At 69.7% G+C, this 23,901-nt stretch carries 23 protein-coding genes; 20 read left to right on the top strand and 3 right to left on the bottom strand.

The annotated features are described in order from the left end of the window. Window positions 1-4: 4 nt before the first annotated feature. The 7 genes from ACWESM_RS07005 (at window position 5) to ACWESM_RS06975 (ending at window position 7,473) form a co-directional block, all read left to right on the top strand. Window positions 5-2,158 carry an acyl-CoA dehydrogenase family protein gene (locus ACWESM_RS07005; RefSeq protein WP_452491099.1) on the top strand — a complete coding sequence of 718 codons (2,154 nt, stop codon included), beginning with the start codon at window positions 5-7 and terminating at the stop codon, window positions 2,156-2,158. Between the two features lie 25 nt (window positions 2,159-2,183). Next, window positions 2,184-3,248, top strand: coding sequence for an acyl-CoA dehydrogenase family protein (locus ACWESM_RS07000; protein ID WP_452491098.1), 1,065 nt, complete (start codon window positions 2,184-2,186; stop codon window positions 3,246-3,248). Then, entirely contained in the window at window positions 3,233-4,393 is a 1,161-nt protein-coding gene (locus ACWESM_RS06995) for an acyl-CoA dehydrogenase family protein (RefSeq protein WP_356963576.1), read from the top strand. Before ACWESM_RS07000 ends, ACWESM_RS06995 begins: the two co-directional genes overlap by 16 nt. An 18-nt stretch (window positions 4,394-4,411) precedes the next feature. After that, window positions 4,412-5,347, top strand: coding sequence for a bifunctional MaoC family dehydratase N-terminal/OB-fold nucleic acid binding domain-containing protein (locus tag ACWESM_RS06990; protein ID WP_364436125.1), 936 nt, complete (start codon window positions 4,412-4,414; stop codon window positions 5,345-5,347). Continuing rightward, a complete protein-coding gene (locus tag ACWESM_RS06985) occupies window positions 5,344-5,748 on the top strand; it encodes a MaoC family dehydratase (protein ID WP_355076756.1) in 405 nt (134 codons plus the stop codon). The genes ACWESM_RS06990 and ACWESM_RS06985 overlap by 4 nt, the downstream gene beginning before the upstream one ends. Then, entirely contained in the window at window positions 5,741-6,919 is a 1,179-nt protein-coding gene (locus tag ACWESM_RS06980; protein ID WP_355076758.1) for a lipid-transfer protein, read from the top strand. Before ACWESM_RS06985 ends, ACWESM_RS06980 begins: the two co-directional genes overlap by 8 nt. A 95-nt stretch (window positions 6,920-7,014) precedes the next feature. Beyond that, window positions 7,015-7,473 carry an NUDIX hydrolase gene (locus tag ACWESM_RS06975; protein ID WP_364436130.1) on the top strand — a complete coding sequence of 153 codons (459 nt, stop codon included), beginning with the start codon at window positions 7,015-7,017 and terminating at the stop codon, window positions 7,471-7,473. Here ACWESM_RS06975 and ACWESM_RS06970 read toward each other — a convergent pair whose 3' ends face one another. Further along, window positions 7,474-8,046 (bottom strand): TetR/AcrR family transcriptional regulator, encoded by a 573-nt coding sequence (locus ACWESM_RS06970; protein ID WP_452491097.1) that lies wholly within the window; start codon window positions 8,044-8,046, stop codon window positions 7,474-7,476. A 64-nt stretch (window positions 8,047-8,110) separates the two neighbouring features. Between ACWESM_RS06970 and zapE the strand changes: the two genes are divergently transcribed. From zapE to ACWESM_RS06925, 9 genes are all read left to right on the top strand, one after another. After that, window positions 8,111-9,121 carry a cell division protein ZapE gene (gene zapE / locus ACWESM_RS06965; protein ID WP_364436136.1) on the top strand — a complete coding sequence of 337 codons (1,011 nt, stop codon included), beginning with the start codon at window positions 8,111-8,113 and terminating at the stop codon, window positions 9,119-9,121. 179 nt (window positions 9,122-9,300) lie between these two features. Next, the gene (locus ACWESM_RS06960; RefSeq protein ID WP_397275222.1) at window positions 9,301-10,218 is read left to right on the top strand and encodes a DUF4129 domain-containing protein; all 918 of its coding nucleotides are present in this window, start codon (window positions 9,301-9,303) and stop codon (window positions 10,216-10,218) included. Window positions 10,219-10,252: 34 nt separating this feature from the next. Beyond that, window positions 10,253-10,741: a hypothetical protein gene (locus ACWESM_RS06955; RefSeq protein ID WP_356963885.1), complete on the top strand. Its 489-nt coding sequence runs from the start codon at window positions 10,253-10,255 to the stop codon at window positions 10,739-10,741. A gap of 29 nt (window positions 10,742-10,770) precedes the next feature. Continuing rightward, complete coding sequence (locus tag ACWESM_RS06950; RefSeq protein WP_355076766.1) at window positions 10,771-11,733, top strand: AAA family ATPase; 963 nt, start codon at window positions 10,771-10,773, stop codon at window positions 11,731-11,733. Next, complete coding sequence (locus tag ACWESM_RS06945) at window positions 11,730-13,004, top strand: DUF58 domain-containing protein (protein WP_355076768.1); 1,275 nt, start codon at window positions 11,730-11,732, stop codon at window positions 13,002-13,004. The genes ACWESM_RS06950 and ACWESM_RS06945 overlap by 4 nt, the downstream gene beginning before the upstream one ends. Continuing rightward, a complete protein-coding gene (locus ACWESM_RS06940) occupies window positions 13,001-13,462 on the top strand; it encodes a hypothetical protein (RefSeq protein ID WP_452491096.1) in 462 nt (153 codons plus the stop codon). The genes ACWESM_RS06945 and ACWESM_RS06940 overlap by 4 nt, the downstream gene beginning before the upstream one ends. A gap of 274 nt (window positions 13,463-13,736) precedes the next feature. Beyond that, window positions 13,737-15,260 carry a PucR family transcriptional regulator gene (locus tag ACWESM_RS06935; RefSeq protein ID WP_452491095.1) on the top strand — a complete coding sequence of 508 codons (1,524 nt, stop codon included), beginning with the start codon at window positions 13,737-13,739 and terminating at the stop codon, window positions 15,258-15,260. Window positions 15,261-15,382: 122 nt separating this feature from the next. Continuing rightward, window positions 15,383-15,952, top strand: a complete 570-nt coding sequence (locus tag ACWESM_RS06930; RefSeq protein WP_364436193.1) for a CBS domain-containing protein — start codon at window positions 15,383-15,385, stop codon at window positions 15,950-15,952. A gap of 25 nt (window positions 15,953-15,977) precedes the next feature. Further along, complete coding sequence (locus tag ACWESM_RS06925) at window positions 15,978-16,433, top strand: TraR/DksA family transcriptional regulator (protein WP_364436146.1); 456 nt, start codon at window positions 15,978-15,980, stop codon at window positions 16,431-16,433. Window positions 16,434-16,581: 148 nt separating this feature from the next. Here ACWESM_RS06925 and ACWESM_RS06920 read toward each other — a convergent pair whose 3' ends face one another. Beyond that, window positions 16,582-17,448, bottom strand: coding sequence for a MaoC/PaaZ C-terminal domain-containing protein (locus tag ACWESM_RS06920; protein WP_452491094.1), 867 nt, complete (start codon window positions 17,446-17,448; stop codon window positions 16,582-16,584). A 223-nt stretch (window positions 17,449-17,671) separates the two neighbouring features. Then, a complete protein-coding gene (gene kstD / locus ACWESM_RS06915; protein WP_452491093.1) occupies window positions 17,672-19,372 on the bottom strand; it encodes a 3-oxosteroid 1-dehydrogenase in 1,701 nt (566 codons plus the stop codon). A 114-nt stretch (window positions 19,373-19,486) separates the two neighbouring features. Here kstD and ACWESM_RS06910 point away from each other — a divergent pair, with 114 nt between their 5' ends. The 4 genes from ACWESM_RS06910 to dmpG are packed head-to-tail and all read left to right on the top strand — an operon-like array spanning window position 19,487 to window position 23,868. Then, window positions 19,487-21,112: an FAD-binding protein gene (locus ACWESM_RS06910; protein WP_452491092.1), complete on the top strand. Its 1,626-nt coding sequence runs from the start codon at window positions 19,487-19,489 to the stop codon at window positions 21,110-21,112. A 1-nt stretch (window position 21,113) separates the two neighbouring features. Further along, window positions 21,114-21,899 (top strand): 2-keto-4-pentenoate hydratase, encoded by a 786-nt coding sequence (locus tag ACWESM_RS06905; protein WP_364436159.1) that lies wholly within the window; start codon window positions 21,114-21,116, stop codon window positions 21,897-21,899. 10 nt (window positions 21,900-21,909) lie between these two features. After that, window positions 21,910-22,818: an acetaldehyde dehydrogenase (acetylating) gene (locus tag ACWESM_RS06900; protein ID WP_452491091.1), complete on the top strand. Its 909-nt coding sequence runs from the start codon at window positions 21,910-21,912 to the stop codon at window positions 22,816-22,818. 12 nt (window positions 22,819-22,830) lie between these two features. After that, window positions 22,831-23,868 (top strand): 4-hydroxy-2-oxovalerate aldolase, encoded by a 1,038-nt coding sequence (gene dmpG / locus ACWESM_RS06895; RefSeq protein WP_452491090.1) that lies wholly within the window; start codon window positions 22,831-22,833, stop codon window positions 23,866-23,868. Window positions 23,869-23,901 lie beyond the last annotated feature (33 nt).

Here is a 23,901-nt window from a genome sequence, read left to right as displayed (position 1 = left end):
GAGTGTGACCATCGCCACCACTGACGAGCATAAAGCCGTTCAGGAGTCGATGCGCGGATGGGCCGCTTCGGTCCGTCCGATTGCAACAATGCGGGCCGGCGCGGCCGACTTCTGGCGCGCCTACTGGCCCGCGCTGGCCGAGATCGGGATCTTCCGGGTCGCGGTGGCCGAGGACGCGGGAGGTGCGGGCGGGTCGGTCTCCGATCTGGCCGTGCTGGTGGAACAGGCGGCGCACGATCTCGTCGGCGGCCCGGTACTCGCGACGGCTCTGGCCAATCTGATCACCGCCGGACAGCTCGACGAGGACCTGCCGTGCGGTGTGGCGCTCGACTTCGTCGTCGGTTCGACGGTGAGCGTACCCGTCGCGAGCGACGGCGTGTTGCTCACGGGTACCTGGGATTCCGTCGTCGGCGCCGCCCCAGGCACCGCCGTGCTGCTGCCGATCGACCAACCGCAAGGACAGCGGTGGTGCCTGGTCGCGCCCGACGCCGAGGGCCTGCGGGTGGAAGCGCTCGCGCCGCTGGATCCGAGCACGCCGCTGGCGCGGGTGCACTGCGCCGACCTGCGCGTGCCCGCCGAACGCGTATTCGTCGCGCCGCACGCGGCAGGGGACCTGCTCGTCGCGCTGGTCACCGCCGAACTGTCCGGCCTCGCGGGCTGGTGCCTCGAGACCGCGGTCGAGTACGCGAAGGTGCGCGAGCAGTTCGGCCGCAAGATCGGTTCGTTCCAAGCGGTCAAGCACATCTGCGCCTGGATGCTGTGCCGCGCCGAACTCATCCGCGCCGCCGCGGCCGACGTCGCGGCGGCCGTGGACGACGGCGGAGCCGAACTGCCGATCGCGGCCGCCATCGCGGCCGCCATCGCCTTGGACGCCGCGGTGGAGACCGCGAAGGACTGTATTCAGGTGCTCGGTGGCATCGGCTTCACCTGGGAGCACGACGCGCACCTGTATCTGCGGCGGGCCACGGCCTTGCGCCAACTGCTCGGCGGTTCGGCGCACTGGCGGGCGCGGGTCACCGAACTGACCCGAAGGGGCCTGCGGCGCACCACCGGGGCCGATCGGGTCTTCGCCGAGGAAGGCGTGGCCGCTGTGGACGGCGACAGCGCGCACGAACTCGCCGCCGAGGTCGCGCGGATCGCGGCGCTGCCCGCCGACCGGCAGCGTGCCGCGCTGGTGGACGCGGGCCTGGTCATGCCGCACTGGCCGCGGCCATACGGACGCGCCGCGGACCCGATGACCGGCCTGGTCATCTCCGAGGAGCTGCGCCGTGCCGGACTCACCGCGCCGGACCTGGCCATCGGCGGCTGGGCGATCCCCACGCTGTTGCAGCACGGGACGCCGGAACAGATCGAGCGCTTCGCCTGGCCGACCTTGCGCGGCGAAGTGGTCTGGTGCCAGCTGTTCAGCGAACCAGAGGCGGGTTCCGACCTGGCGGCGTTGCGCACCACCGCGAAAAAGACCGACGGCGGCTGGGTGCTGCGCGGGCAAAAGGTGTGGACATCGCTGGGCGACAAGGCGAACTGGGCGATCTGCCTGGCGCGCACCGATCCCGACGCGCCCAAACACCGCGGCATCACGTACTTCTTGGTCGATATGCACAGCGCCGGGCTCGAGGTGCGCCCGCTGGTGCAGATCACCGGAGAGGCGCGTTTCAGCGAGGTTTTCCTCGACGACGTGTTCGTGCCGGACGATTGCGTGGTCGGCGCGCTGAACAACGGATGGAAGATCGCCCGTTCCACGCTGTCGACGGAGCGAGTTGCCATGGGTGGCAACGGCATCGGCCCGGTACTCGAAGAGCTGATCGCGAAATCGCCCGCCACCGGCCCCGGCACCGAGCTGGTGAACGACCGGCTCGGTGGATTCGTGGCCGAGGCGATCGCGGGCCTGCTGCTCGAGCAACGCGCCGCGGTGAAGATGCTCGCGGGCGGTGACCCCGGCGCGCAGAGCAGCGTGCGCAAGCTGGTCGGCGTGCGCCACCGCCAAGCGGTAGCGGAATTCGCCGCGGAGGCGGCGGGCCCGCTCGGCGCGCAGGACTCCGAGGTGACCAAGGAGTTCCTGCTCACGCGTTGCCTGTCGATCGCGGGCGGAACCGAGCAGATCCTGCTCACCGTGGCCGCCGAGCGGATTCTGGGGCTGCCTCGTGACGCGGACAGCTAGCCCTACAGCCAACCGGGAGACAAGCGTGGACTTCACCAGGGACGAGGGCCAGGACGCGGTGGCCGAGGTCGTCGTGAGCTTGCTGGAGCGCGAACCGGCGCGCGACATGCGATTGTGGCCGAAGCTGGCCGACTCCGGCCTGCTCGTCGTCGCGTTGCCGGAACGGTTCGGCGGCGATGGGATGGGGCTGCTCGAGGTGTCGGCGCTGCTCACCGAACTGGCCACCGACGCGGTGGCGGTGCCGGCGCTGTCGACGCTGGGGTTGGGCGTGCTGCCGCTGGTGGCCTGCGCGCCGGAGCGCGTGCAGTCGCTCGTGCTGCCGGGGGTCGCCGAGGGCGCGGTGCTCACCGCGGCGCTGAGCGAACCGGGGGCGCCGTTCGTCCGCGAGCCGGAGACCACCGCCGTCGTCAGCGGCGACACGGTGCGCATCACCGGGCACAAGGTGGCGGTGCCGTACGCGGAGGAGGCGAGCTGGCTGCTCGTGCCGACCGACGCCGGCATCGCCGTGGTGGACGCGCAGGCCGTCGGCCTGACCCGCACGCCGACGCCGGTCTCCGGCGGCATTCCCGAGTACACGGTCCGGCTGGACCAGGTGCAGATTCCGGCCGACCAGCTGTGGCCGGTCGGTCTCGCCGATCTGCACCGGCTGGCGCTCGCCTCGATCGGATCGGTGGCCGACGGATTGCTCAAAGGCGCGATCACGCTCACCGCCGAGCATCTGCGCACCCGGCATCAGTTCGGCAGGCCGCTGGCCGAGTTCCAGGCGGTGGCCCAGCAGATCGCGGACCTGTACGTCGTCTCGCGGACCCTGCACGTGGCCGCGGTCTCGGCGAACTGGGCGCTGGCGCAGCCCGACGCGAGCCGGGAGCATCACGAGCGCACCGACGACGACCTGGAGATCCTCGCCTACACCGTCGCCGCGGAACTTCCCGCGGCCATGCAGAAGTGCCATCACCTGCACGGCGGCCTCGGCGTGGACGTGACCCACCCGATGCATCGCTACTACTCACAAGCCAAGGACATCGCTCGCTGGCTCGGCGGCGCGTCGTTCCGGCTCGACCGATTGGGGGCGAGATGTTCATCGACCTGACCACCGAGCAACGCGGGCTGCGCGACGAATTGCGTGCCTACTTCGCCGATCTCGTGACTCCCGAGGAGGAGGCCGAGATGGCGGTGAACCGGCACGGTGACGCCTATCGCGCCGTGGTGCGCCGGATGGGCCGCGACGGCTGGCTCGGCGTCGGCTGGCCCAAGGAATACGGCGGCCAAGGCTTCGGGCCGGTCGAGCAGCAGATCTTCTTCAACGAGGCGGTCCGGGCCGACGTCCCGCTCCCGCTGGTGACGCTGCTGACCGTCGGACCGACTTTGCAGCAGTTCGGCACCGAGGAACAGAAGCGGCGGTTCTTGCCCGGAATCCTCTCCGGCGACGTCCATTTCGCGATCGGCTACTCCGAGCCGGACGCGGGCACCGACCTCGCCTCGCTGCGCACCTCGGCGGTGCGTGACGAGTCCGGGGACTGGATCGTCAACGGGCAGAAGATCTTCACCACGGGCGCGCACGAGGCCGACTTCGTCTGGCTGGCCTGCCGCACCGGCTCGACCGAGTCGCGCCACCGCGGCATCACGATCCTGATCGTGGACACCACCGACCCCGGCTACTCGTGGACGCCGATCATCACCTGCGACGGCGCTCACCACACCAACGCGACCTATTTCGACAACGTGCGCGTCCCGGCGAACATGCTGGTCGGCGAGGAGAACCGGGGCTGGAAGCTGATCACGACGCAGCTCAACCACGAGCGGGTGAGCCTGGGGCCGTCCGGCAAGATCGAGCAGCTCTACGACCGGGTGCGCGACTGGGCGCAACCGCGCGGCGTGCTCGCCGAACTCGACGTGCGCAGGGCGCTGGGCCGCATCCACGCCATGGTCCGGTTGAACGAACTGCTGAATTGGCAGGTCGCCGCGACTGTGGACGGCGACCAGGCGCAAGTGATCGCCGACGCGTCCGCGACCAAGGTCTACTCCACCGAATCGCTCCAGGAGGCGGGCAGGCTCGCCGAGGAGATCGTCGGCCGCTACGGCGACCCGGCCGACCCGGCCACCGGCGAGCTGCTGACCTGGCTGGACCGCAGGACCAAGCAGAACCTCGTGGTCACCTTCGGCGGTGGCGTCAACGAGGTGATGCGCGAACTGGTCGCCTCGTCCGGTCTGCGGTTGCCGCGAGTACCCCGATAACGAGTGAAGGAGCCGCGCGTGCCGGAAACCACTACTCCGGAAGCGATCGTCGCCGCAGCCGAGGCCATCAAGGCGGCGGGTGCGAGCGCGCCCCGTTTCGGGCGCGATCCGGTGAACCAGCCGATGATCAACAACTGGGTCGAGGCGCTCGGCGACGCCAATCCGATCTATGTCGACGAGGAGGCGGCGCGCGCGGCGGGACATCCAGGCATCGTCGCGCCGCCCGCCATGGCCCAGGTGTGGACCATGTTCGGGCTCAACGGTTCTCGTCCCGCAGACGACCCGATGGGGTCGGCCACGGAACTGCTCGACGCCGCGGGTTACACCTCCGTGGTCGCCACGGATTGTCAGCAGACCTACCACCGCTACCTCGCGGTCGGCGAACAGGTCTCGGTCACCAGTACGCTGTCGGACATCCGCGGCCCGAAGCGCACCGCGCTGGGTGAGGGATGGTTCGTCACCTTCCAGACCACCTGGCGGGTCGGCGACGAGGTGGTCGCCGAGATGCTGTTCCGGCTGCTGAAATTCGCTCCCGGCACCGCCGCGCCGAAAGCCGCGGAGGGCGCGCGGGTCAAGCCGCTGGTCTCCTGGGACACCGAATTCTTCTGGGAAGGAACGAAAGCGGGCGAGCTGCGCATCCAGCGGCTGCCGGACGGCTCGCTGCGGCATCCGCCCATTCCCGCCATCTGGCAGGACAAGTCGAAACCGACCGATTACGTCGTCGCCTCCGGGCGCGGCACCGTGTTCAGTTACGTCGTGCACCACGCGCCGAAGGTGCCGGGGCGGCAGTTGCCGTTCGTGGTGGCGCTGGTCGAACTGGAGGAAGGCGTGCGCATGCTCGGTGAACTGCGCGGCATCGACCCGGCCGAGGTGCGGATCGGTCTGCCGGTCGAGGTGGGCTTCGAGAAGCTCGACGACGAGGCGACACTGCCGGTCTGGCAGGTGGTCTCGTGAGCGCCGCCGTGCGCGTGGGCACGGTGCTGCCCGAGCTGGTGATCGGCGCCGACCCCACGTTCGTGATCAGCACCGCCCTGGCCACCAGGGACTTCCAGGACGTGCACCACGACAGGGACAAGGCCGTCGCCCGCGGCTCGAAGGACATCTTCGTCAACATCCTCACCGACACCGGCTTGGTGCAGCGTTTCGTCACCGACTGGGCGGGCCCGCGCGCCGTCGTCAAGTCGATCGCGCTGCGCCTCGGCGTGCCGCTGTACGCCGGAGACACGCTGACGCTGACCGGCACGGTGACCGCGTTGGAGGGCGACGACATACACATCGACGTGGTCGGCAAGGACAGCCTCGGCGACCACATCACGGCTACGGCCGTCATCGCGTTGCGGAGGGCCGATGTCTGAGCAGAAGATTTCCGGCCGTGCGGCCATCGTCGGCATCGGCGCCACGGATTTCTCCAAGGACTCCGGACGCAGCGAACTGCGCCTGGCCGCCGAGGCGGTCACCGCCGCACTGGCCGACGCGGGCCTGACGCCCGCCGACGTGGACGGCCTGACCACGTTCACCATGGACACCAACACCCAGGCCGCTGTGGCCAGGGCGGTCGGCATTCCGCAGCTGAAGTTCTTCAGCCACATCGGCTACGGCGGCGGCGCGGCCTGCGCCACCATCCAGCAGGCCGCCATGGCGGTGGCCACCGGCGTCGCGGACGTCGTGGTGGCCTACCGCGCGTTCAACGAGCGGTCGGTGTCGCGGTTCGGGCAGTTCTCCACGGCGCTGGCCACCGCGCCCACCTCGTCGGGCATCGACGCGGGCTGGTCCTACCCGCAAGGGCTGGGCACCCCGGCCGCGCAGGTCGCGATGGTCGCCCGGCGCTATATGCACGTCTACGGGGCCACCAGCGAGGACTTCGGCCGCGTGGCCGTCGCCGACCGCAAGCATGCCGCGGTGAACCCCGCGGCCTTCTTCTACGGCAAGCCGATCACGCTGGCGGATCATCAGAATTCCCGCTGGATCGCCGAGCCGCTGCACCTGCTGGATTGCTGCCAGGAGTCCGACGGCGGCGTCGCGATCGTGGTCACCAGCGTCGAGCGGGCTCGCGACCTGCCGCAGCGGCCCGCCGTCATCGCCGCGGCCGCCCAGGGTTCCGGCGCCGACCAGTACGTGATGACCAGCTACTACCGCGACGCCATGACCGGCCTGCCGGAGATGGGCCTGGTCGGTGAGCAGCTGTGGGCGCAGAGCGGGTTGCGTCCGGAGGACATGCAGGCCGCCATCCTGTACGACCACTTCACCCCGTTCGTCCTCATGCAACTGGAGGAACTCGGGTTCTGCGGCCGGGGCGAGGCGAAGGAGTTCATCGCCGACGGCGCCATCGAGGTCGGCGGACGCCTGCCCCTCAACACGCACGGCGGCCAGCTCGGCGAGGCGTACATCCACGGCATGAACGGCATCGCCGAGGCGGTGCGCCAGATCCGCGGCGTCTCGGTCAACCCGGTCGCCGACCTGACCAACATCCTGGTCACCGCGGGCACCGGCGTGCCGACCTCCGGCCTCGTCCTCAGTGCGGACTGATCAGGTCGGCCGCGCCTGCCTGCTTCAGCACTCCGGCACCCGTCATGGTGGGTCCGGAGTGCTGACGGGTGTGCGAACCGCCGCCGGTGCGGGGGGTGGCGCGTAGCTTGGGGCAAGTGGTGGCCAGGCATTTGGTGGATGTGCATGTGTTGCTGCTGCGCGGCGCGGAATTATTGCTGAGCAGGCGGCGCAGCGCGGACGAGTTCGACGGGCTGTGGCACCTGCCCGCCGGAAAGCTCGAGGTGGGGGAGTCGGTGCTCGCCGCGGTGGTCCGCGAAGCGCACGAAGAGGTCGGCGTGGTGATCGATCCGGCGGATCTGCGGCACGTCCATTCCGCGCACGTCGTCGAGTCCGAACGGGAAGCCCGGGTCGGGTTGTTCTTCGAGACGCGCCGCTGGTCGGGCGAGCCGGTCAACCGCGAGCCGGACAAGTCCTACGAGCTGCGGTGGTTCTCGCTCGCGAACCTTCCGAAAACCCTCATTCCGTATCCGGCCGCCGGTATCCACGGCTACCTCACCGGCGTGACCTACAGCCAGCGGGGCTGGCCCAGCTGATCACACGCGCAAGTGCGCGGCGAGAACGCGGGCGAGCTGCTGGACGCTCTCCGGCGTGTCCGGGCGCAGGGCGGTGCGATTGCCCGCGAAGCGGTCGAAGACGGCTCCCTCGATGACGGCGACGAAATCCGCAGCCCGGATATCCGGATCGGGCGCGCCCATGGCGCGGAACAGGTCGCGGGCGCGGTCGATGGAGTACAGGCTGCGCACCAGCCGGGGATGCAGGTCGGGATCGTCCAGCAGATCGATCAGCAGAGCGTGCCGTGCGATCAGGTGACCGCGCCGTTGCGCGAGTAGCCGGTCCAGCCAGGCCGCGATGGCTTCCGCGACCGGTTGCCGGTCGGCGGTCGGCGTCAACGCGGCAGCGGCGAAATCGTCGCGGGTGCGGGTGGTGATCCGCTCCACGATGGCCTCGATGAGGGCGCGTTTGGTGCGGAAGTAGTAGGAAGCCGAACCGGCGGGCAGGCCCAGTTCCGTGTCCAGCGCGCGGTGGGTGAGCGCGCGCAGGCCGCGTGCCGCGATCACTTCGATGGCCGTGTCGACGAGGAGCGCACGCCGGTCGCCTGTGGACATGATCACCCTTCCTGGCCGCCGCGCGGCCTCGTCCTCTACAAATGTAGAGGACTTTGGAGGTGCCGTGGAACTACGGTGGGATGCCGAGCAGGCGCGGGCGGCGGCGCGGTTGCGCGAGTTGGTCGATCGGCGCGGCAGGCCGAGCCGACGGAGCCGTGGCGTCTACCTCCACGGCAGGCCCGGGCGCGGCAAGACCATGCTCATGGACCGGTTCTTCGCCGAGGTGGCATCGGAACGCAAGCGGCGCTACCACTTTCACCAGTTCTTCGCGAGCCTGCACGCCGCGGCGCACGCGTCCGGCTCGATCGATGCCGCGGTGGACGCGCTGCTCGGCGACGCCCTGCTGGTCTGCTTCGACGAATTCCACGTCCACGACATCGGCGACGCGATGCTGTTCGCCCGGCTGCTCGACGCGCTGTTCGCCCGCCGCGTCGCGCTGGTGGTGACGTCGAACTATCCGCCCGCCGAGCTGCTGCCGAATCCGTTGTTCCACGACCGGTTCGTGCCGACGATCGAGCGAATTCTCGCGAACATGGACGTGGTCGCCGTCGACGGCGCGATCGACTATCGGACCCTCGGTGCCCGGGGCGCCGGTACCGGATTCGCGGCCGGGCGATACGTCGTGGCGCCCCGATGGCACATGACCGTGGAAGCGTTGTCGGCTTCGTCCTCCCGCAATAATGATGCGACACAACGGGAAATCGAATCGATCGTCGAGATATCCCTCGGTGCCAGAAGTTTGCGGGCGATTGCGACGGACGGAGGCGCACTCGTCATCGACTTCGCCGCATTGTGCGGGACCCCAACTTCCGCGGCGGATTATGTTGCGCTGGCACAACGTTTTCCGCGCTGGGAAATCCGGGATGTACCACCACTGCGCACAGTTCCGCCCGACTGGACGATGCGTTTCGTGAACGTCGTCGACGTGCTCTACGACGCCGATCGTGCACTCACCGTCATCGCGTCCGCAGCGCTCGGCGAGCTGGTGCGGGAGGTGCGGGAAGTGCCGGATATCTCACGTTTGACGAGTCGGCTTTGTGCATTGTCCCAATCCTCGGCCGAAATCGTCCGGTAGTCACCGTCGCGATGGCCGACCCGCCGCCTCCCCGCACAGTTGCGGTTTAGGAGGAAGGACTGCGAAGTATTCCATTCCATCCCGAGCGGACCGCCCGGCATGTAACTATGTGGCTGTTTTGTGGAGTACTCAGATTTGGTGGTAACGCAGTGGCCAGGGCGCGAGCGCCGATATCGCGCGTGATCGTGCTGATCACGCTGCTGGCTTTTGCCGCCATCGCATTGCACGGATACATCCCAGGAATCACGGAGAGCGAGTCGCGCAGGCAAGTCCCGTCCGCGTTGTCGGTCGCTCTGATGCCCGTGTTGCTGACCGTATCGATCGTCATCCTGCTGGCGGGCGTCATCGCCAGCCAGCACCGGTTGCCGCTGGCCATGCCGGAGCCCGAACGCGCGGACGAGCGCAAGCAGTGGCGGTTGGGGCGCGTGGGCCTGGCAGTGCTCGGTGCGCTCGCGCTGCTCGGCGTGCTGTTCGCGGCTGTGACGGCGATCTACTTCATCGGCGCGGGCAGGCCGAGCGAACCCGCGCGCCCGGCGACCCCCGCCACCACCACGGGCGCCGCGCCGGAGCAGGGGACCCCGCCGCCCGCCGAACGCGAGCCCAGGTCGGCGGAGTTGACCGGAACGGCGCTGGTGCTGGCCGGAATCGCGGCCGCGGGCCTGGTGACGGTGGCGATGAGCGGTTTGGTCGTGGTCGCGGTGTCGTCCCGGCGCAAGCCCGTCCCGGCGCAGGCGCCCCGGGTCGCGCCGACGCCCACCGTGGCCGACTCGCTGGCCCGCGCGGCCGAGCTGGGCTTGGCCGCGATGAACGCCCCGGGCCAGGACCCGCGCACCGCGATCATCGCCTGCTACGTCGCGATGGAGCGCGGCCTCGCCTCCGACCGCGCCGCCGCTCCGCTCGCCTCGGACACCCCGATGGAAGTGCTGGCCCGCGCGTTCGAACGCGGCGCGCTGCACGACGCGTCCGCCCGCGAACTGGTCGCCTTGTTCGAGGAGGCCAGGTTCAGCCCGCACGCCATGCTCGAATGGCAGCGCATGCGAGCCGAGCAACTGCTGCGCATCGTGCTCGCCGATCTGCAAGGGGAGGTGCCCGCGTGACCGGCCGGGTGAGAAAGGACATCGCGTGAATCGGATGGGGGTGGTGATCACCGGGGTGATCGTCATCGCGGTGATCGAGCTGGTCGCCGTCGAGCGCGCCCGCGGGCTGCTGCCGATTGTCGCGGGCATCCCGGTCGCGGTGGCGCTGGGCTGGCTGATCTGGTCGCTGCTCGAACGCGCCGAGGCCGGGGACGCCGACGAGTTCGACGACATGGAGAACGGCCCGGCCGAGATGTTGCAGCGCTGGCACGCCAGGGCGGAGATGCTCGCCGACCGGGCGGACGGCAGTCGTGCCGATTGGGACCGGCACCTGCGTCCTCTGCTGGCCAAGGAGTTCGAGCTGTCCAGCGGCCAGCGGGTGGCGAAGAACCGCAGAGCGGTCGAGGCGGCGGGTGTCCACCAGTTCGGGCCGGAACTGTGGCGCTGGGTGGACCCGGCCAATTCGGCCCTTCGTGATCAAGCCGGCAGGGCACCGGGACGTGCGGCGCTGGACGAGATCCTGAGCCGCCTGCAGAGAATGTGAAATGGGTTGAGGCAAGTGCGGGTACACACATGACCATGCCGATGGACATGACCATCCAGCGCAGCGAGGCCGTGCTCCGGGAGTTGTCCCGGGTCGTGGTCGGCAAGCAGGACGAGTTGCAGTTGATCATGATCGCCGTGCTGTCCGGTGGGCATGTGCTGATCGAGGACTTACCCGGTCTCGGCAAGACGCTCATCGCGAGATCGTTCGCGGCCGCGCTCGGGTTGCAGTTCACCCGGGTGCAGTTCACCCCGGACCTGCTGCCCGCGGATCTGCTCGGTTCGACGATCTACGACATGTCCTCGGGCCGGTTCACCTTCCGTCGCGGGCCGGTGTTCACCAACGTGCTGCTGGCCGACGAGGTGAACCGCACACCGCCGAAGACACAGGCCGCGCTGCTGGAGGCGATGGCCGAGGGACAGGTCAGCATCGACGGCGAGACGTTCCTGCTGCCGCAACCGTTCATCGTGCTGGCCACCGACAACCCGATCGAGTACGAGGGCACCTACCCGCTGCCGGAAGCGCAGCTCGACCGCTTCGCCATCCAGCTGCGGTTGGGCTACCTGTCCGAGCACGACGAGACGCAGATGATCCGCCGCAGACTGGAGCGCGGGGCGCAGGTGCCGCAGGTCAACCAGGTCGTCGACGCCAACGGTTTGCTGGAGATGCGGCAATCCGTCGAGTACGTGACCGTGCACCCCGACGTGGTGAGCTATGTCGTCGCGCTGGCGTCGGCGACCCGAGGGCACCCTCAGGTCGAGGTCGGCGCCAGCCCTCGCGCGGAACTGGACCTGGTGCAGATGTCCCGGGCGCGGGCTCTGCTGCTCGGCCGCGACTACGTGATTCCCGAAGACGTCAAGGCGCTGGCGATCCCGGCCATGGCGCACCGGATCACGCTGCGGCCGGAGATGTGGGTGCGCCGCATCCGCGGCGAGGACGTGATCACCGAACTGCTGCGCCGTCTGCCGGTACCGCGCGCCACCGTGACATGAGGCACCGCGACGCCAGTTCCGCGGTCGACGCCGAATTGCGGTGGCGACCCGCACCGCTGGTCTTCATGCTCGCGGGGTGCGCCGCCGCGGCCCTGGTGCTCGCGGTGGTTCTCGGCCGGTGGCAACTGCTCGTGTTCGCCGCGCCGCTGCTCGGCGTGCTGGCAACCGCGCCGTGGCAGCAGTCCTCGACCAGGATCCAGGTCGACGGCGGCGGCACGCTGCGCTGTTTCGAGACCGAGGAGGTGACGCTGACCGTCGCCGCCTTCGTGGAGAAAGGGCATGCGCTGCTGCGCTTGAAGCCGGAGCGTTCGGCCGGCTTGGAGATCCAGATCGAGGAGGCCGGCGATTCCGGAATCGCGCCCGCCGGGTTGCGGCTCGCGCTCTCGGCGGCCAGGTGGGGGCGCTACCCGATGTCGGTGCGGGTCTCGGCGCTGAGCCCCGCCGGGCTCGCCGTCGCCACCGCGGTGCTGCCCGCGGGGCAGCTGTTCGTGTACCCGATCACCGATCCGCAGCGAATGCGGTTGCCGCGCACCGAACTTCCCGAGCGGCTCGGCACCCACCTGACCCGCAGGCACGGTCCCGGCGTCGAGTACGCGGACATCCGCGCCTACGCCCCCGGCGACCAGTTGCGCATCGTGAACTGGCCGGTGAGCGCGCGGCGCGGGCGGCTGTACGTCACCGAGCGGCTGACCAATCGTTCCGCGGATGTCGTTGTGCTGGTGGACACCTCGCAGCAAGCGCCGGGACCGGCGACCGATTCGCTGGAGCTGTCGGTGCGCGGCGCGGCGCAGGTGGTGCAGTCGACCTTGCAGGCGGGCGACCGGACCGCGGTGGTCTGCTTGGGCCAGGCGCCGCGCTGGCTGCGGCCGGACATCGGGCGGCGCCAGTTCTACCGCATCGTGGACACCGTGCTCGACGTGGGCGACGAACACATCCCGACCACCGGCACCCTCGCGCCGCACTCCGCCGTGCCGCTCGGCGCGATCGTGGTGGCCTTCTCCACCCTGCTGGACACACAGTTCGCGCTCGCGCTGATCGATCTGCGCAAGCGCGGGCACGTGGTGGTCGTGGTGGACGTCCTGCGCGGCACGCCGTTCCGTGAGGACCTCGACCCGATCCTGGCCAAGATGTGGCAGCTCGAGCGCGCGGCGATGTACCGGGACATGGGCACCGTCGGCGTCGACATCGTCGCGTGGCCGGAAGACGCGCGCCTGGACCAGATCATGCGGGTGCTGCCGGAGCACCGCAGGACCGTACGGGTGCGCCGATGACCAGATTCCTCGCCGTTCTCTCCGGGGTGCTGCTGGTGGCGTCGGTGGCGCTGCTGGAGCCGTGGATCGGCATTTCCGCCCTGGTCTTCGTCGCGCTCGGCTGGTGGCTGCGGCCGCTGGCGGTCTGCGCGGTGCTGCTCGCGCTCGCCGTGCTCGCGGTCGCCGACGCGGGTGTGCTCGCTTCCGCGGCGACGGGTCTGGTGGCCACGACCTATCTGCTCAACGCCGCCACGGTGACCGCGCCGCACGGCGTGGTGCCGACCACGATCCCGTCCGTGACCGGTGCGGTCGGCTTCACGGCGGTCGCCGTCGTCGCCGCTCTCGTCCCGCTGCGCTTGGCTTGGGCGCCGCTGGCCGCGCCGGTGCTCGTGCTGCTTTTGTACGCGCTGGTGATCCAGGGCGCCGCGGCCCGGCGCGGGCGCGGCGATCGCGAACTTCCGGCGACGGGCGAAGCCTGACGCGGAGGCGACAGCCCTCGGCGCCGAGACCGTGCCGGTATGAACCGCGAAAGCCACACGGTCGTGCGCGTACCGTTCGGTGGTGCGAGGGCGGTCCCGACGGACGAGACCCCCCGCTGAGGCTCCGCAGGCGTGATCGAGGGAGATGGACAACCGCGGGAGGTCTTATGACGTTCGCCGAGTTCGATCGAATGACCGCCACGTCCACGACCTTGTGGGGGCCGCGTCGGTCGCCTGGGCGCGCAGCGCTGTCGGCTCGGCTTCGGAGCGGCTCGTGGTGACATTGGACCGGTTGGCGAACGTGCTGAGTGGCTACGGAATCCGCTTGCGGTTGGGTTCGGTGCCCCGGTCCACCCGATTGCGCAGCGTGGTGATCCACGCGGCCGATCAGGGGCCCGTGGAAGCGGGTGACGTGCTGCTGGGGATAGGGGCACGCTCGCTGTCGGAGGTGGTGGAATGGGCGGTCTCGGCGGGTGCTGTCGTCGCAGTCTTTCGTGGGGGTGCGGAGACCGAGCACGAGCCGGATATCGATGGCGTGGCGGTGCTGGTGGTCGATCCCGCGGTGGCCTGGAGCGAGCTTGCCGCGGTCGTTTACGGATTGGTGCTGGAAGGACGCGAGACCGAGGCCGGTCGCGGCCCGACCGATTTGTTCGCCTTGGCCGACAGCGTGGCCGACGCTGTCGGGGGCGCGGTGACGATCGAGGACCGGCGGTCTCGGGTGCTGGCGTATTCGAAGCCGAAGCAGCACCTCGATCCCGCCCGCGTCGAGACGATCCTCGGTAGGGAGATGCCGCCGTGGTTGCGGGCCCTGTTCGACGCGCGCGGTGTCTTCGCGCATTTGGCCGCCTCGGATGAGCCGTTGTTCGTCGCCGCGGACGCCGAACGCGGTGTGACGGGGCGGATGGTCGTGGCCGTGCGGGTGGGCAGGCAACTGCTGGGGTCGATATGGGTGTCGTGCCCGGCGCCGTTACGCGGGGCCCGGCGCACGGCCTTGGCCGATGGTGCGCGCACGGTGGCCTTGCACCTGCTGCGGTCGCGAGCCAGCGCGGACCTGGAGCGTCAGGTGGAAGCCGATCTGGTCATTCGTCTACTGGAGGGTGCGGCGGACGCGGCGACGGTGGCCAGCAGACTGGGGCTGGCGCCGGAGAACCTGCGGGTGATCGCGCTGCGGGATCGAGACGCGCACGAGCGGCACGCCGCGCTGCTGTTGATCTTCGAGCGAGCGACGACCGGATTCGGCTGGTCCCGTTCGACCCGCAGCGCCTTGGTCGGCGACACCGTCTACACCGTGCTCCCCGCTGATTCCGCTGCGGTGGCACGCCGCTGGGTCGGTGAGTTACAGGCCGCGCTGCCCGTGGGGATGACATTGACGGCCGGCGTCAGCGGTCTCGCACGGGCCACGGAATTGGCGTCGGCGCGCCGAGAAGCCGACGAGTGCCTGGCGCTGCACGAGGCCCGGCCCGCGGCGGCCGAGCCTCCCGCCTACGACGAGTCGTGGGACGAGATCCTGCTACAGCGATTGCGCACCGCAGGACTTTCCGGACGCACCCCGGCGCGGGGACCGGTGTCGGAATTACGGCGCCACGACCGCGCGCACTCCACCCAGTACGTGGCTACGCTGCGCGCCTGGTTGCAGGCGCAGGGCGACTCGGCCCAGGCGAGCGCGCAGCTCGGCGTGCACGAGAACACCGTCCGCAACCGGCTGCGCAAGATGGCGGAGGTGACCGATCTCGGCTTGGACGATCCGCGCAAACGTCTCGCCATGATGATCGAACTCGCCGTCGCCGACACCGACTGACCCGGCCCGCTGTGCCGTCGCCACAACTCTCCGCCCTCCGATTGTCCGATCAGCGCAATCGATCGCCTCGCCGCCACGCCACCATGGGGTTGAGCCGGAAAGGAGGTATCGGAGTGAGGAACATGCAGGTACGTGAGGTGATGCGGAGGCCGGTCACCACCGTTCGGCGCGAGGATACGGCGCGCGATGCGGCGCTGATGCTCGCCGAACTGCGGTACGCGGCGCTGCCCGTGCTCGACGGGGACGACCGCCTCATCGGAATGCTCACCAGCGGTGACCTCTTGCGGTCCGGAGAACTCGACGACGCTGTCGGCGCGGTGATGACCACGCCGGCGGTCGCCCTGCCCCAGACCGCGGCACTGGCCGAGGGTATGAGCAGGCTGGTGACCCACGGACTACGCAGTCTGCCGGTCGTCGACGCCGAGGACCGCGTGGTCGGCATGTTCAGCCGCGGCGACGCGCTGCGGCTCATGCTCACCCCGGACGACGCGCTCGCGGCCGATGCGCAGCGCCTGCTCGATCAATACCGCGGCGCGCGGCGCTGGCAGGTCACCGTCGACGACGGCGACGCCACCGTCTACGGCCGGTTCGCCGACGAATCCGAACGACGCATCGCCGTCGCCTTGACCCGCACCGTGCCCGGCATCCGCACCGCGAGCATCGCGCTCACACCCGCCGCGGCCGAGCATTGACCACCAACCAGCCCTGGAGTCGACGATGACCCACGCACACCCCGTTTCACGCGCAAGCCTCAGCGAACAGCTACCCGTGCTGCGCGCCGCCCTGTTGCAGCAACGCCGCTTCCGCCTGCAACAGCTGGCCGAACTCGAAGCCGTAATCGCCCGCGCAGGTGAACCCGCCGACCCGGCTGACGCGGCCAGACGCGAGGTCGACAGCAAACTGGCCGCGGCAGCACGGCAAGCGCTGGCGGACATCGAGGCAGCTCTCATGCTCATCTCCACCGGACGTTACGGCCGCTGCCGCCGCTGTGACGCCGAGATCTCGGTTCGCCTGCTGCGCACCATTCCCACTACCCAGTGGTGCTTGCGGTGCCGTCGGCATCTCCCTTCCGCCGACGGATCCCGCGTGATACGCGGACAGCGGCCGGGCCAACCCTCCCCAGCGCCGCGACGCGACCTGCCGACGAAACGTGGGACGCTCGCGTGCCGTTGACCGCCGATGCCCTTCGTCCGGCATCCGCACCGGCGCGGGGCGGGAGTCGTCCGCACTGGCGCCCTCAGGCGCCACGTCCGCCGTTCGTGCGAGTGCTGTCGGACGCGCACCTGCCTGTGCCGCTCGGGTGAAGCTGTGTAGTGATTCCTCAGGCGGGCCGGAATCGCAGTTCGACATCCCCAAGGACCGGCGCGTCGTCGCGTTCGACCACGGTTGCGGCGATGACGAGTCGGTCGTCCTCGCGCCAGATCCGGGTGCGGATCGTCTCGCCCGGGTAGAGCACCCCGGCGAACCGGGCGCGGAAACCGGTGACGCGGCTCGTGTCGGAGTCGAGCACGATGTCGGTCGCGGTCTTGCAGACGATGCCGTAGGTGCACAACCCGTGCAGGATCGGCGCGGGGAATCCGGCGGCGCGGGCGAATTCGGGGTCGGAGTGCAGCGGGTTGCGGTCGCCGGACATCCGGTAGAGCAGCGCCTGCTGCGGCAGCGTCGGGGTGGTGACGTCGAAATCCGGGGCGCGATCGGGCAGTTCGGTCTTGGTGCTCGGTCCGCGCTCGCCGCCGAAGCCGCCCTCGCCCTTGGCGAAGATCGAGGAGCGCTCGGTCCACAGCGGCGCTCCGTCGGAGCCGGTGACGGTGTGCTCCTGCACGATGACCGCGGCCGAGCCCTTGTCCCAGATCTCGGCGATCCGGCTGACCTTGGTCGCCTTGCCCGCGGCCGGGATCGGCCGGTGCACCTCGACCTCCTGGTGACCGTGCACCACCTTCGCCAGATCGATCTCGACGCCGGGGAAGCTCACCCTGGGTGGCTCGGTCTCGTGCACGGTGGCCGCCACGGTGGCGAAGGTGGGCAGCACCTGCGGTTCCCGATCGTCGAGGTAGCGCAGCTCGGCCGCGTCGGTCCAGCGCGTGCCCGCGCCGAGGCCCAGCTGATAGAGCTGTACGTCCGACGGGGTCCAGGCGAACTCCCGGCTCGGCAGTTGCGCGCCGAGCGCGATCTTCGGGTCGATGGGCATCAGTTCTCCTTGTGCATGAATGTGGATCAAATCCGGCCCGACCGCCGCGAGCGCGGGCGCGCCGGAATTCGCGGCGCCCGAGTTCGATCCTGCGCGTCCGGACACCGGCTCGCCAGAGCGTCGTCCGCTCCTCGGGATCGTTCATCTGCCTGTGGATAGATCGCGGTACGCGCCGGGCGCGGGTTCCGGCCGTGTGCCATGGCCGGAACCGCGATCTCTCGTCTCACGCCTCTACCGCAGTGGCCGCGGGCTGCTCCTTCTTGCGCTTGACGATGTCCAGCACCGCGAGGTAGCCGAAGGCGATCGCGGGACCGATGGTGGCGCCGGGCCCGGCATAGGTGTGGCCCATCACCGGTGTGGAGCAGTTGCCGGAGGCGTACAGCCCCTCGATGACGCTGCCGTCCTCGCGCAGCACCCGCCCGGCGGTGTCGGCCACCAGTCCGCCCTTGGTGCCCAGATCGCCCGGCACGATCTTGGCGGCGTAGTACGGGCCCTCCACCAGCGCGGCCAGGCACGGGTTGGGCCGCACGGTCGGATCGCCGTAGTACCGGTCGTAATGGCTGTCGCCGCGGCCGAAGTCCTCGTCCTTCCCGGTCTCGGCGAAGCCGTTGAAGCGGGTGACGGTAGCGGCCAACTCGTCGGCGGGCACGTCGATCTTGCCTGCCAATTCCTCGATGCTGTCGGCCTTGACGATGAAGTCGTTTTCCATCCACCGGGACGGAAAACGCTGACCGGGCTGTAGCCCGGCGAAGATGTAGCGGTTCCGGTAGCGCTGGTCGAACACCAGCCACGCGGGGATGTTCTCGCCCGGCCCCTCGCCCTGCCCGTACTCGCCGCCGTACATGGTGTGCACCGCCTCGACGTAAGGAGCGGACTCATTTCCGAATCGCTTGCCGTCGGCGTTCACCATGATGCTGCCGGGCAGGTTCCGTTCGGCCAGCGCGAACCACGGTTTGCCGCCCTTGAAGATGGTCGGCCCCCACCAGGCGTCCTCCATGAAACCGATGGCCGCGCCCGCCGCCATGCCCGCTTGGATGCCGTCGCCGGTATTGGCGGCCGCGCCGGTGGTCCACTCGGTGGTGATGGGCTGGCGCTGGTATTTGGTGCGCATTTCCGCGTTGTGCTCGAAACCGCCGCTGCCCAGGACGACGCCGTAGCGGGCAGTGAAGGTGACCGGCTCGCCCTCGTGCAGCGCGCGGACGCCGGTGACGACGCCGTCGGTCACCACGAGGTCGGTCATCGGGGTGTTCAGCAACAGCGGCACGTTCGCGTCCATGAGCCCCTTGCGCATGCCCGCGATGATGGCCTGCCCCATGCCGACGATGTGTTTGCGGGTGAACTTGGCCCAGTAGGTGCGCGCGCCGACGCGCATCGCCCGGAGCATGCCCTTCGGATGCCGCCGAATCAGATTGAGCCGGACGAAGTCGGCCTGCATGACCACCACGTTCAGCGGAGCCTTCGCGTACGGCGGCTCCAGGTTGAACCGCTCGTCGCCGAGGATCTTCGTGTCGAACGGCTTGGGCTCGCACGAGCGCCCCTCGGGCCGCCCGCCCGGCGCTTCGGGATGGTAGTCGGAGTAGCCGGGCACCCACGTCATCTTCAGGGGCGAGTGATCGAGCACGAAGTCCAGCGCTTCGGCCCCGCGATCGATGAAGGTGTCGACCCGTTCGGAGGGGACGACGTCGCCGATGATGCTGTGCAGGTAGGTCCGTGCGTCCTCGCGGTCGTCGGGCCGACCGGACGCGCGCAGCGCCTTGTTGCCCGGGATCCACACGCCGCCGCCGGAGCGCGCGGTCGACCCGCCGTAGTGCGCGGCCTTCTCGATGACCACCACGCTCAGGCCGTTGTGGGCCGCGGTGAGGGCGGCGGTCATGCCGGCGGCGCCGCTGCCGACCACCACCACGTCGTATTCCCGATCAGTCATGTAGAACACGTTATAGAATGGACGCGCCATTGGTCTATGTTGTGTGGCAGAAGACTTGCTCGACGTTCCGTTTGTCGAGGAAACTTGTTTCAGTTTCAGACCGGAGTTAAGAACATGGGCCTCGAATGGGACCTGGCCACCGACGTTGTCGTGGTCGGATACGGCGCCGCAGGGGCGGCGGCCGCGCTGGAAGCGACCGAGGCGGGCGCGCAGGTGCTCGTGCTCGAACGCTTCGCCGGAGGCGGGACGTCGGCGCTGTCGGGCGGCATCATCTACGCGGGCGGCGGCACCTCCGTGCAACGGGAGGCCGGGGTGGAGGACACCCCGGAGGCCATGTACGCCTACCTCCAGCGCGAGGTCGGCGACGCGGTCGCCCCCGAGACGTTGCGCCGGTTCGTCGACGAGAGCCCGGAACTGATCGAGTGGCTGAAGGCGCACGGCGTTCCGTTCGAAGCCTCGCTGTGCCCGTACAAGACTTCCTACCCCAACGACCGCTACTACCTGTACTACTCCGGCAGCGAGATCTCCGGCGCGTTCCGCGACATCCCGCCCGCCCAGCGCGGACATCGGGTGAAGGGAAGGGGCACTTCGGGAAAGAAGCTCACCGGCCCGCTCGCCGCCGCCGCGTCCAGGGCGGGCGTGCGCGTGGAGACCCTCACCCGGGTGACCCGACTGATCACCGACGGCGCGGGCGCGGTGATCGGCGTCGAGTGCCGCACCCTGCGCGACGCGCCCGGCCGGGTCCGCGACCGTTACACCCGCATGGCGAAGGTCGCGGCAAAGCCCGGCATCTACTACCCGCCGCTGCGACGGGCACTGGAACAGCGGCTGGACCTGCTGGAACGCCGGTACGGCAGCACGATCCGGGTCCTCGCGCGGCGCGCAGTGGTGCTCAGCGCGGGCGGGTTCATCGCCAATCGCGAGTTGGTGCGGCAGTACGCGCCCGCCTTCCACGGCGGTCTCGCCCTCGGCACCACCGCCGACGACGGCAGCGGCATCCTGATGGCCGAGCAGGTCGGCGCGGCCGTGGATCACATGGACAACGTCTCCGCATGGCGATTCCTGCTCCCGCCCAGCGCGTTCACCGCGGCGCTGCTGGTGGACGCCGATGGCAGGCGGGTGATCGATGAGACGCGCTACGGCGCCGCGGTCGGCAACAAGCTGATCACCGAGCACGGCGGCAAGGGGTGGCTGCTGGCCGACAACCCACTCATGCGCACCGCGATCGGGCAGATCGGCAAGCAAGGAGCCTGGTTCCAGCGCGGGCAGTTCGAGACCATGCGTCGCACCGCGATTCGCGGCGCCACGCTGGAGGAAGCCGCGGCGAAGGCGGGCATCGACCCGGCCGGGTTGCGCGCGACGGTCGACGCGCACAACACCGCGATCGAGACCGGCGCCCCCGATCCGGTCGGGAAACCCGCCGAGTTCACCGAACCGGTCCGTACCGGCCCCTTCTGGTTGTTGGATGTGGGCATCAAACCGAGCCTGACCAACCCGTGCCCCATGCTCACCCTCGGCGGCGTCGTCGTGGACGAGCGCACCGGCGCGGTCAAGACGACCGAGGGCGCCGACATCCCCGGGCTCTTCGCGGCCGGGCGCACCGCGGTCGGCGTCTGCTCCAAGTCCTATGTCAGCGGGCTGTCGCTGGCCGACTGCGTCTTCTCCGGCCGCAGGGCGGGGCGGTCGGCCGCGGGCGAGCAGGTCTCGGCGCTGGAAAACGCAACAGTGGAAGGAAATTAGCGTGCTGTCCGACGCGGTACGAACCGAACTGGCCGACGAACTCGAGCGCGCCGAGCGCGACCGGGTGGCGATCGATCCGCTGATCGCCCGCCACCCCGACATCGACGTGGTCGACGCCTACGAGATCCAGCTGATCAACATCCGCCGCAGGCTCGACGCGGGCGCGCGCGTGGTCGGGCACAAGGTGGGCCTGTCCTCGAAGGCCATGCAGCAGATGATGGGCGTGGACGAGCCCGACTACGGGCATCTGCTCGCGGAAATGGAAGTCTACGAGGACGTTCCGGTGGAAGCGGGCCGGTATCTGTTCCCCCGGGTCGAGGTGGAGGTCGGGTTCGTGCTCGGCGCCGACCTGCCCGGCGCGGAGTGCACCGAAGAGGACGTGCTCGCCGCCACGGTCGCCTTCGCGCCCGCGATCGAGTTGATCGACTCGCGGATCAAGGACTGGAACATCGGCCTGGCCGACACCATCTCCGACAACGCGTCTTCGGCGGGCTTCGTACTCGGCGCGCAGCGTGTCGCGCCGAAGGACATCGACATCAAGGTCATCGACGCGGTGCTCACCCGCAACGGCGAGGTGGTCGCCGAGGGCCGCAGCGACGCGGTCCTGGGTGATCCGGTGATCGCGGTGGCCTGGCTGGCGCGCAAGGTCGCGAGCTTCGGTGTCCGGTTGAAGGCAGGTGACATCGTGCTGCCCGGCTCGTGCACCCGCGCCATCGACGCCCGTCCGGGCGATGACTTCCACGCCGAGTTCGCCGGACTCGGCTCTGTCCGTTTGCAATTCACCTAGGGAGGCTGTCGTGTCCAACGGGACCGTCACCGCCGCGATCGTCGGGTCCGGCAACATCAGCACCGATCTGCTCTACAAACTGCTGCGCTCGCAGAAGATCCAGCCGCGTTGGATGATCGGGATCGACCCGGACAGCGAGGGGCTGAAGCGGGCGCGCGGGCTCGGGCTGGAAACCTCGCACGAAGGCGTGGACTGGCTGCTCGGGCAATCCGAACTGCCCGACCTGATCTTCGAGGCGACCTCGGCGTACGTGCACCGCGCCGCCGCGCCGCGCTACGCCGGAGCGGGCATCCGCGCCGTCGACCTCACCCCCGCCGCCGTCGGCCCCGCCGTCGTGCCGCCGGTGAACCTGGGCGCGAATATCGACGCGCCGAACGTCAACATGATCACCTGCGGCGGCCAGGCGACGATCCCGATCGTCGCCGCGGTGTCGCGGGTCGTCCCGGTGCCGTACGCGGAGATCGTCGCGTCGGTGTCGTCGGTCTCCGCGGGCCCCGGCACCCGCGCGAACATCGACGAGTTCACCAAGACCACCAGTCGCGGCGTCGAGACCATCGGCGGGGCGCAGCGCGGCAAGGCCATCATCATCCTGAATCCGGCCGAGCCGCCGATGATCATGCGCGACACCATCTTCTGCGCCATCCCCGACGACGCCGACACCGACGCGATCGCCGATTCGATCCACCGGATGGTCGCCGACATCCAGCAGTACGTGCCCGGCTACCGGCTGATCAACGAGCCGCAGTTCGACGAGCCCTCGGTGGTCTCCGGCGGCATGGCCAAGGTATCGGTATTCGTCGAGGTGGAGGGCGCGGGCGACTTCCTGCCCCCGTACGCGGGCAACCTCGACATCATGACCGCCGCCGCTACGCAGGTCGGCGAGGTCATCGCCGAGCAGATCGTCACGGCCCGGGTGTAAGGAGCTTTCGACATGGCCTACTCAGCAGAACTCGACATCCGCGTCACCGACACCTCGCTGCGCGACGGATCCCACCACAAGCGCCACCAGTTCACCGCCACCGAGGTCCGCGACATCGTGGCCGCGCTGGACGGCGCGGGCGTGCCGGTGATCGAGGTGACCCACGGCGACGGTCTCGGCGGTTCGTCGTTCAACTACGGCTTCTCCAAGACGCCGGAGCAGGAACTGGTCACCATCGCCGCCGAGACGGCGAAGCGGGCGAAGATCGCCGTGCTGATGCTGCCCGGCGTCGGGGTGAAGGAAGACATCAAGATCTCCCAGGACAACGGCGCGTCCATCTGCCGGATCGCCACACACTGCACCGAAGCCGACGTGTCGATCCAGCACTTCGGTCTGGCGCGGGAACTCGGACTGGAGACGGTCGGGTTCCTGATGATGTCGCACACCCAGCCGCCGGAGGTGCTCGCCAAGCAGGCGCGCATCATGGCCGACGCCGGCTGCCAGTGCGTCTACATCGTCGACTCGGCCGGTGCGCTGGTGCTCGAGCAGGTTTCCGACCGCGTCGCGGCGCTGGTGGCCGAACTCGGCGACGACGCGCAGGTCGGCTTCCACGGTCACGAGAACCTCGACTTGGCCGTGGCCAACTCGATCTACGCCATCCGCGCCGGCGCGAAGCAGATCGACGGCAGCGCACGGCGTTTCGGCGCGGGCGCGGGAAACACCCCGGTCGAGGCGCTGGTCGGCGTGTGCGACAAGCTCGGCGTCAAGACAGGCATCGATTTCTTCGCCATCGCCGACGCCGCCGAAGACGTCGTCCGCCCCGCCATGCCCCAGGAATGCCTGCTCGATCGCCAGGCCCTGATGATGGGCTACGCGGGCGTCTACTCCAGCTTCCTCAAGCACGCCGAGCGCCAAGCCGAGCGCTACGGCGTCTCCGCCGCCGAAATGCTCGTACGAGCGGGCAGGCGCAAACTGGTCGGCGGCCAGGAGGATCAGCTGATCGACATCGCGCTGGAATTGCAGCGGGAGAAGGCGACCGTCACCGCCTGACCGGGCGAACGCAGCGGGGTCGCGGACGGAGGT

The sequence above is a fragment of the Nocardia sp. NPDC003999 genome, from assembly GCF_053604885.1.
Note: the sequence above shows the minus strand (reverse complement) of the source record. Positions and strands in the feature narration are given on the sequence as shown.

Bases quoted from the DNA above. Each gene is read 5' to 3' on its own strand.
- ACWESM_RS06995 (WP_356963576.1), top strand. From the start codon at position 3,233: ATGTTCATCGACCTGACCACCGAGCAACGCGGGCTGCGCGACGAATTG.
- ACWESM_RS06980 (WP_355076758.1), top strand. From the start codon at position 5,741: ATGTCTGAGCAGAAGATTTCCGGCCGTGCGGCCATCGTCGGCATCGGC.
- ACWESM_RS06970 (WP_452491097.1), bottom strand. From the start codon at position 8,046: ATGTCCACAGGCGACCGGCGTGCGCTCCTCGTCGACACGGCCATCGAA.
- ACWESM_RS06955 (WP_356963885.1), top strand. From the start codon at position 10,253: ATGGGGGTGGTGATCACCGGGGTGATCGTCATCGCGGTGATCGAGCTG.
- ACWESM_RS06950 (WP_355076766.1), top strand. From the start codon at position 10,771: ATGACCATGCCGATGGACATGACCATCCAGCGCAGCGAGGCCGTGCTC.
- ACWESM_RS06945 (WP_355076768.1), top strand. From the start codon at position 11,730: ATGAGGCACCGCGACGCCAGTTCCGCGGTCGACGCCGAATTGCGGTGG.
- ACWESM_RS06940 (WP_452491096.1), top strand. From the start codon at position 13,001: ATGACCAGATTCCTCGCCGTTCTCTCCGGGGTGCTGCTGGTGGCGTCG.
- ACWESM_RS06930 (WP_364436193.1), top strand. From the start codon at position 15,383: ATGCAGGTACGTGAGGTGATGCGGAGGCCGGTCACCACCGTTCGGCGC.
- ACWESM_RS06925 (WP_364436146.1), top strand. From the start codon at position 15,978: ATGACCCACGCACACCCCGTTTCACGCGCAAGCCTCAGCGAACAGCTA.
- ACWESM_RS06920 (WP_452491094.1), bottom strand. From the start codon at position 17,448: ATGCCCATCGACCCGAAGATCGCGCTCGGCGCGCAACTGCCGAGCCGG.
- kstD (WP_452491093.1), bottom strand. From the start codon at position 19,372: ATGACTGATCGGGAATACGACGTGGTGGTGGTCGGCAGCGGCGCCGCC.
- ACWESM_RS06910 (WP_452491092.1), top strand. From the start codon at position 19,487: ATGGGCCTCGAATGGGACCTGGCCACCGACGTTGTCGTGGTCGGATAC.
- dmpG (WP_452491090.1), top strand. From the start codon at position 22,831: ATGGCCTACTCAGCAGAACTCGACATCCGCGTCACCGACACCTCGCTG.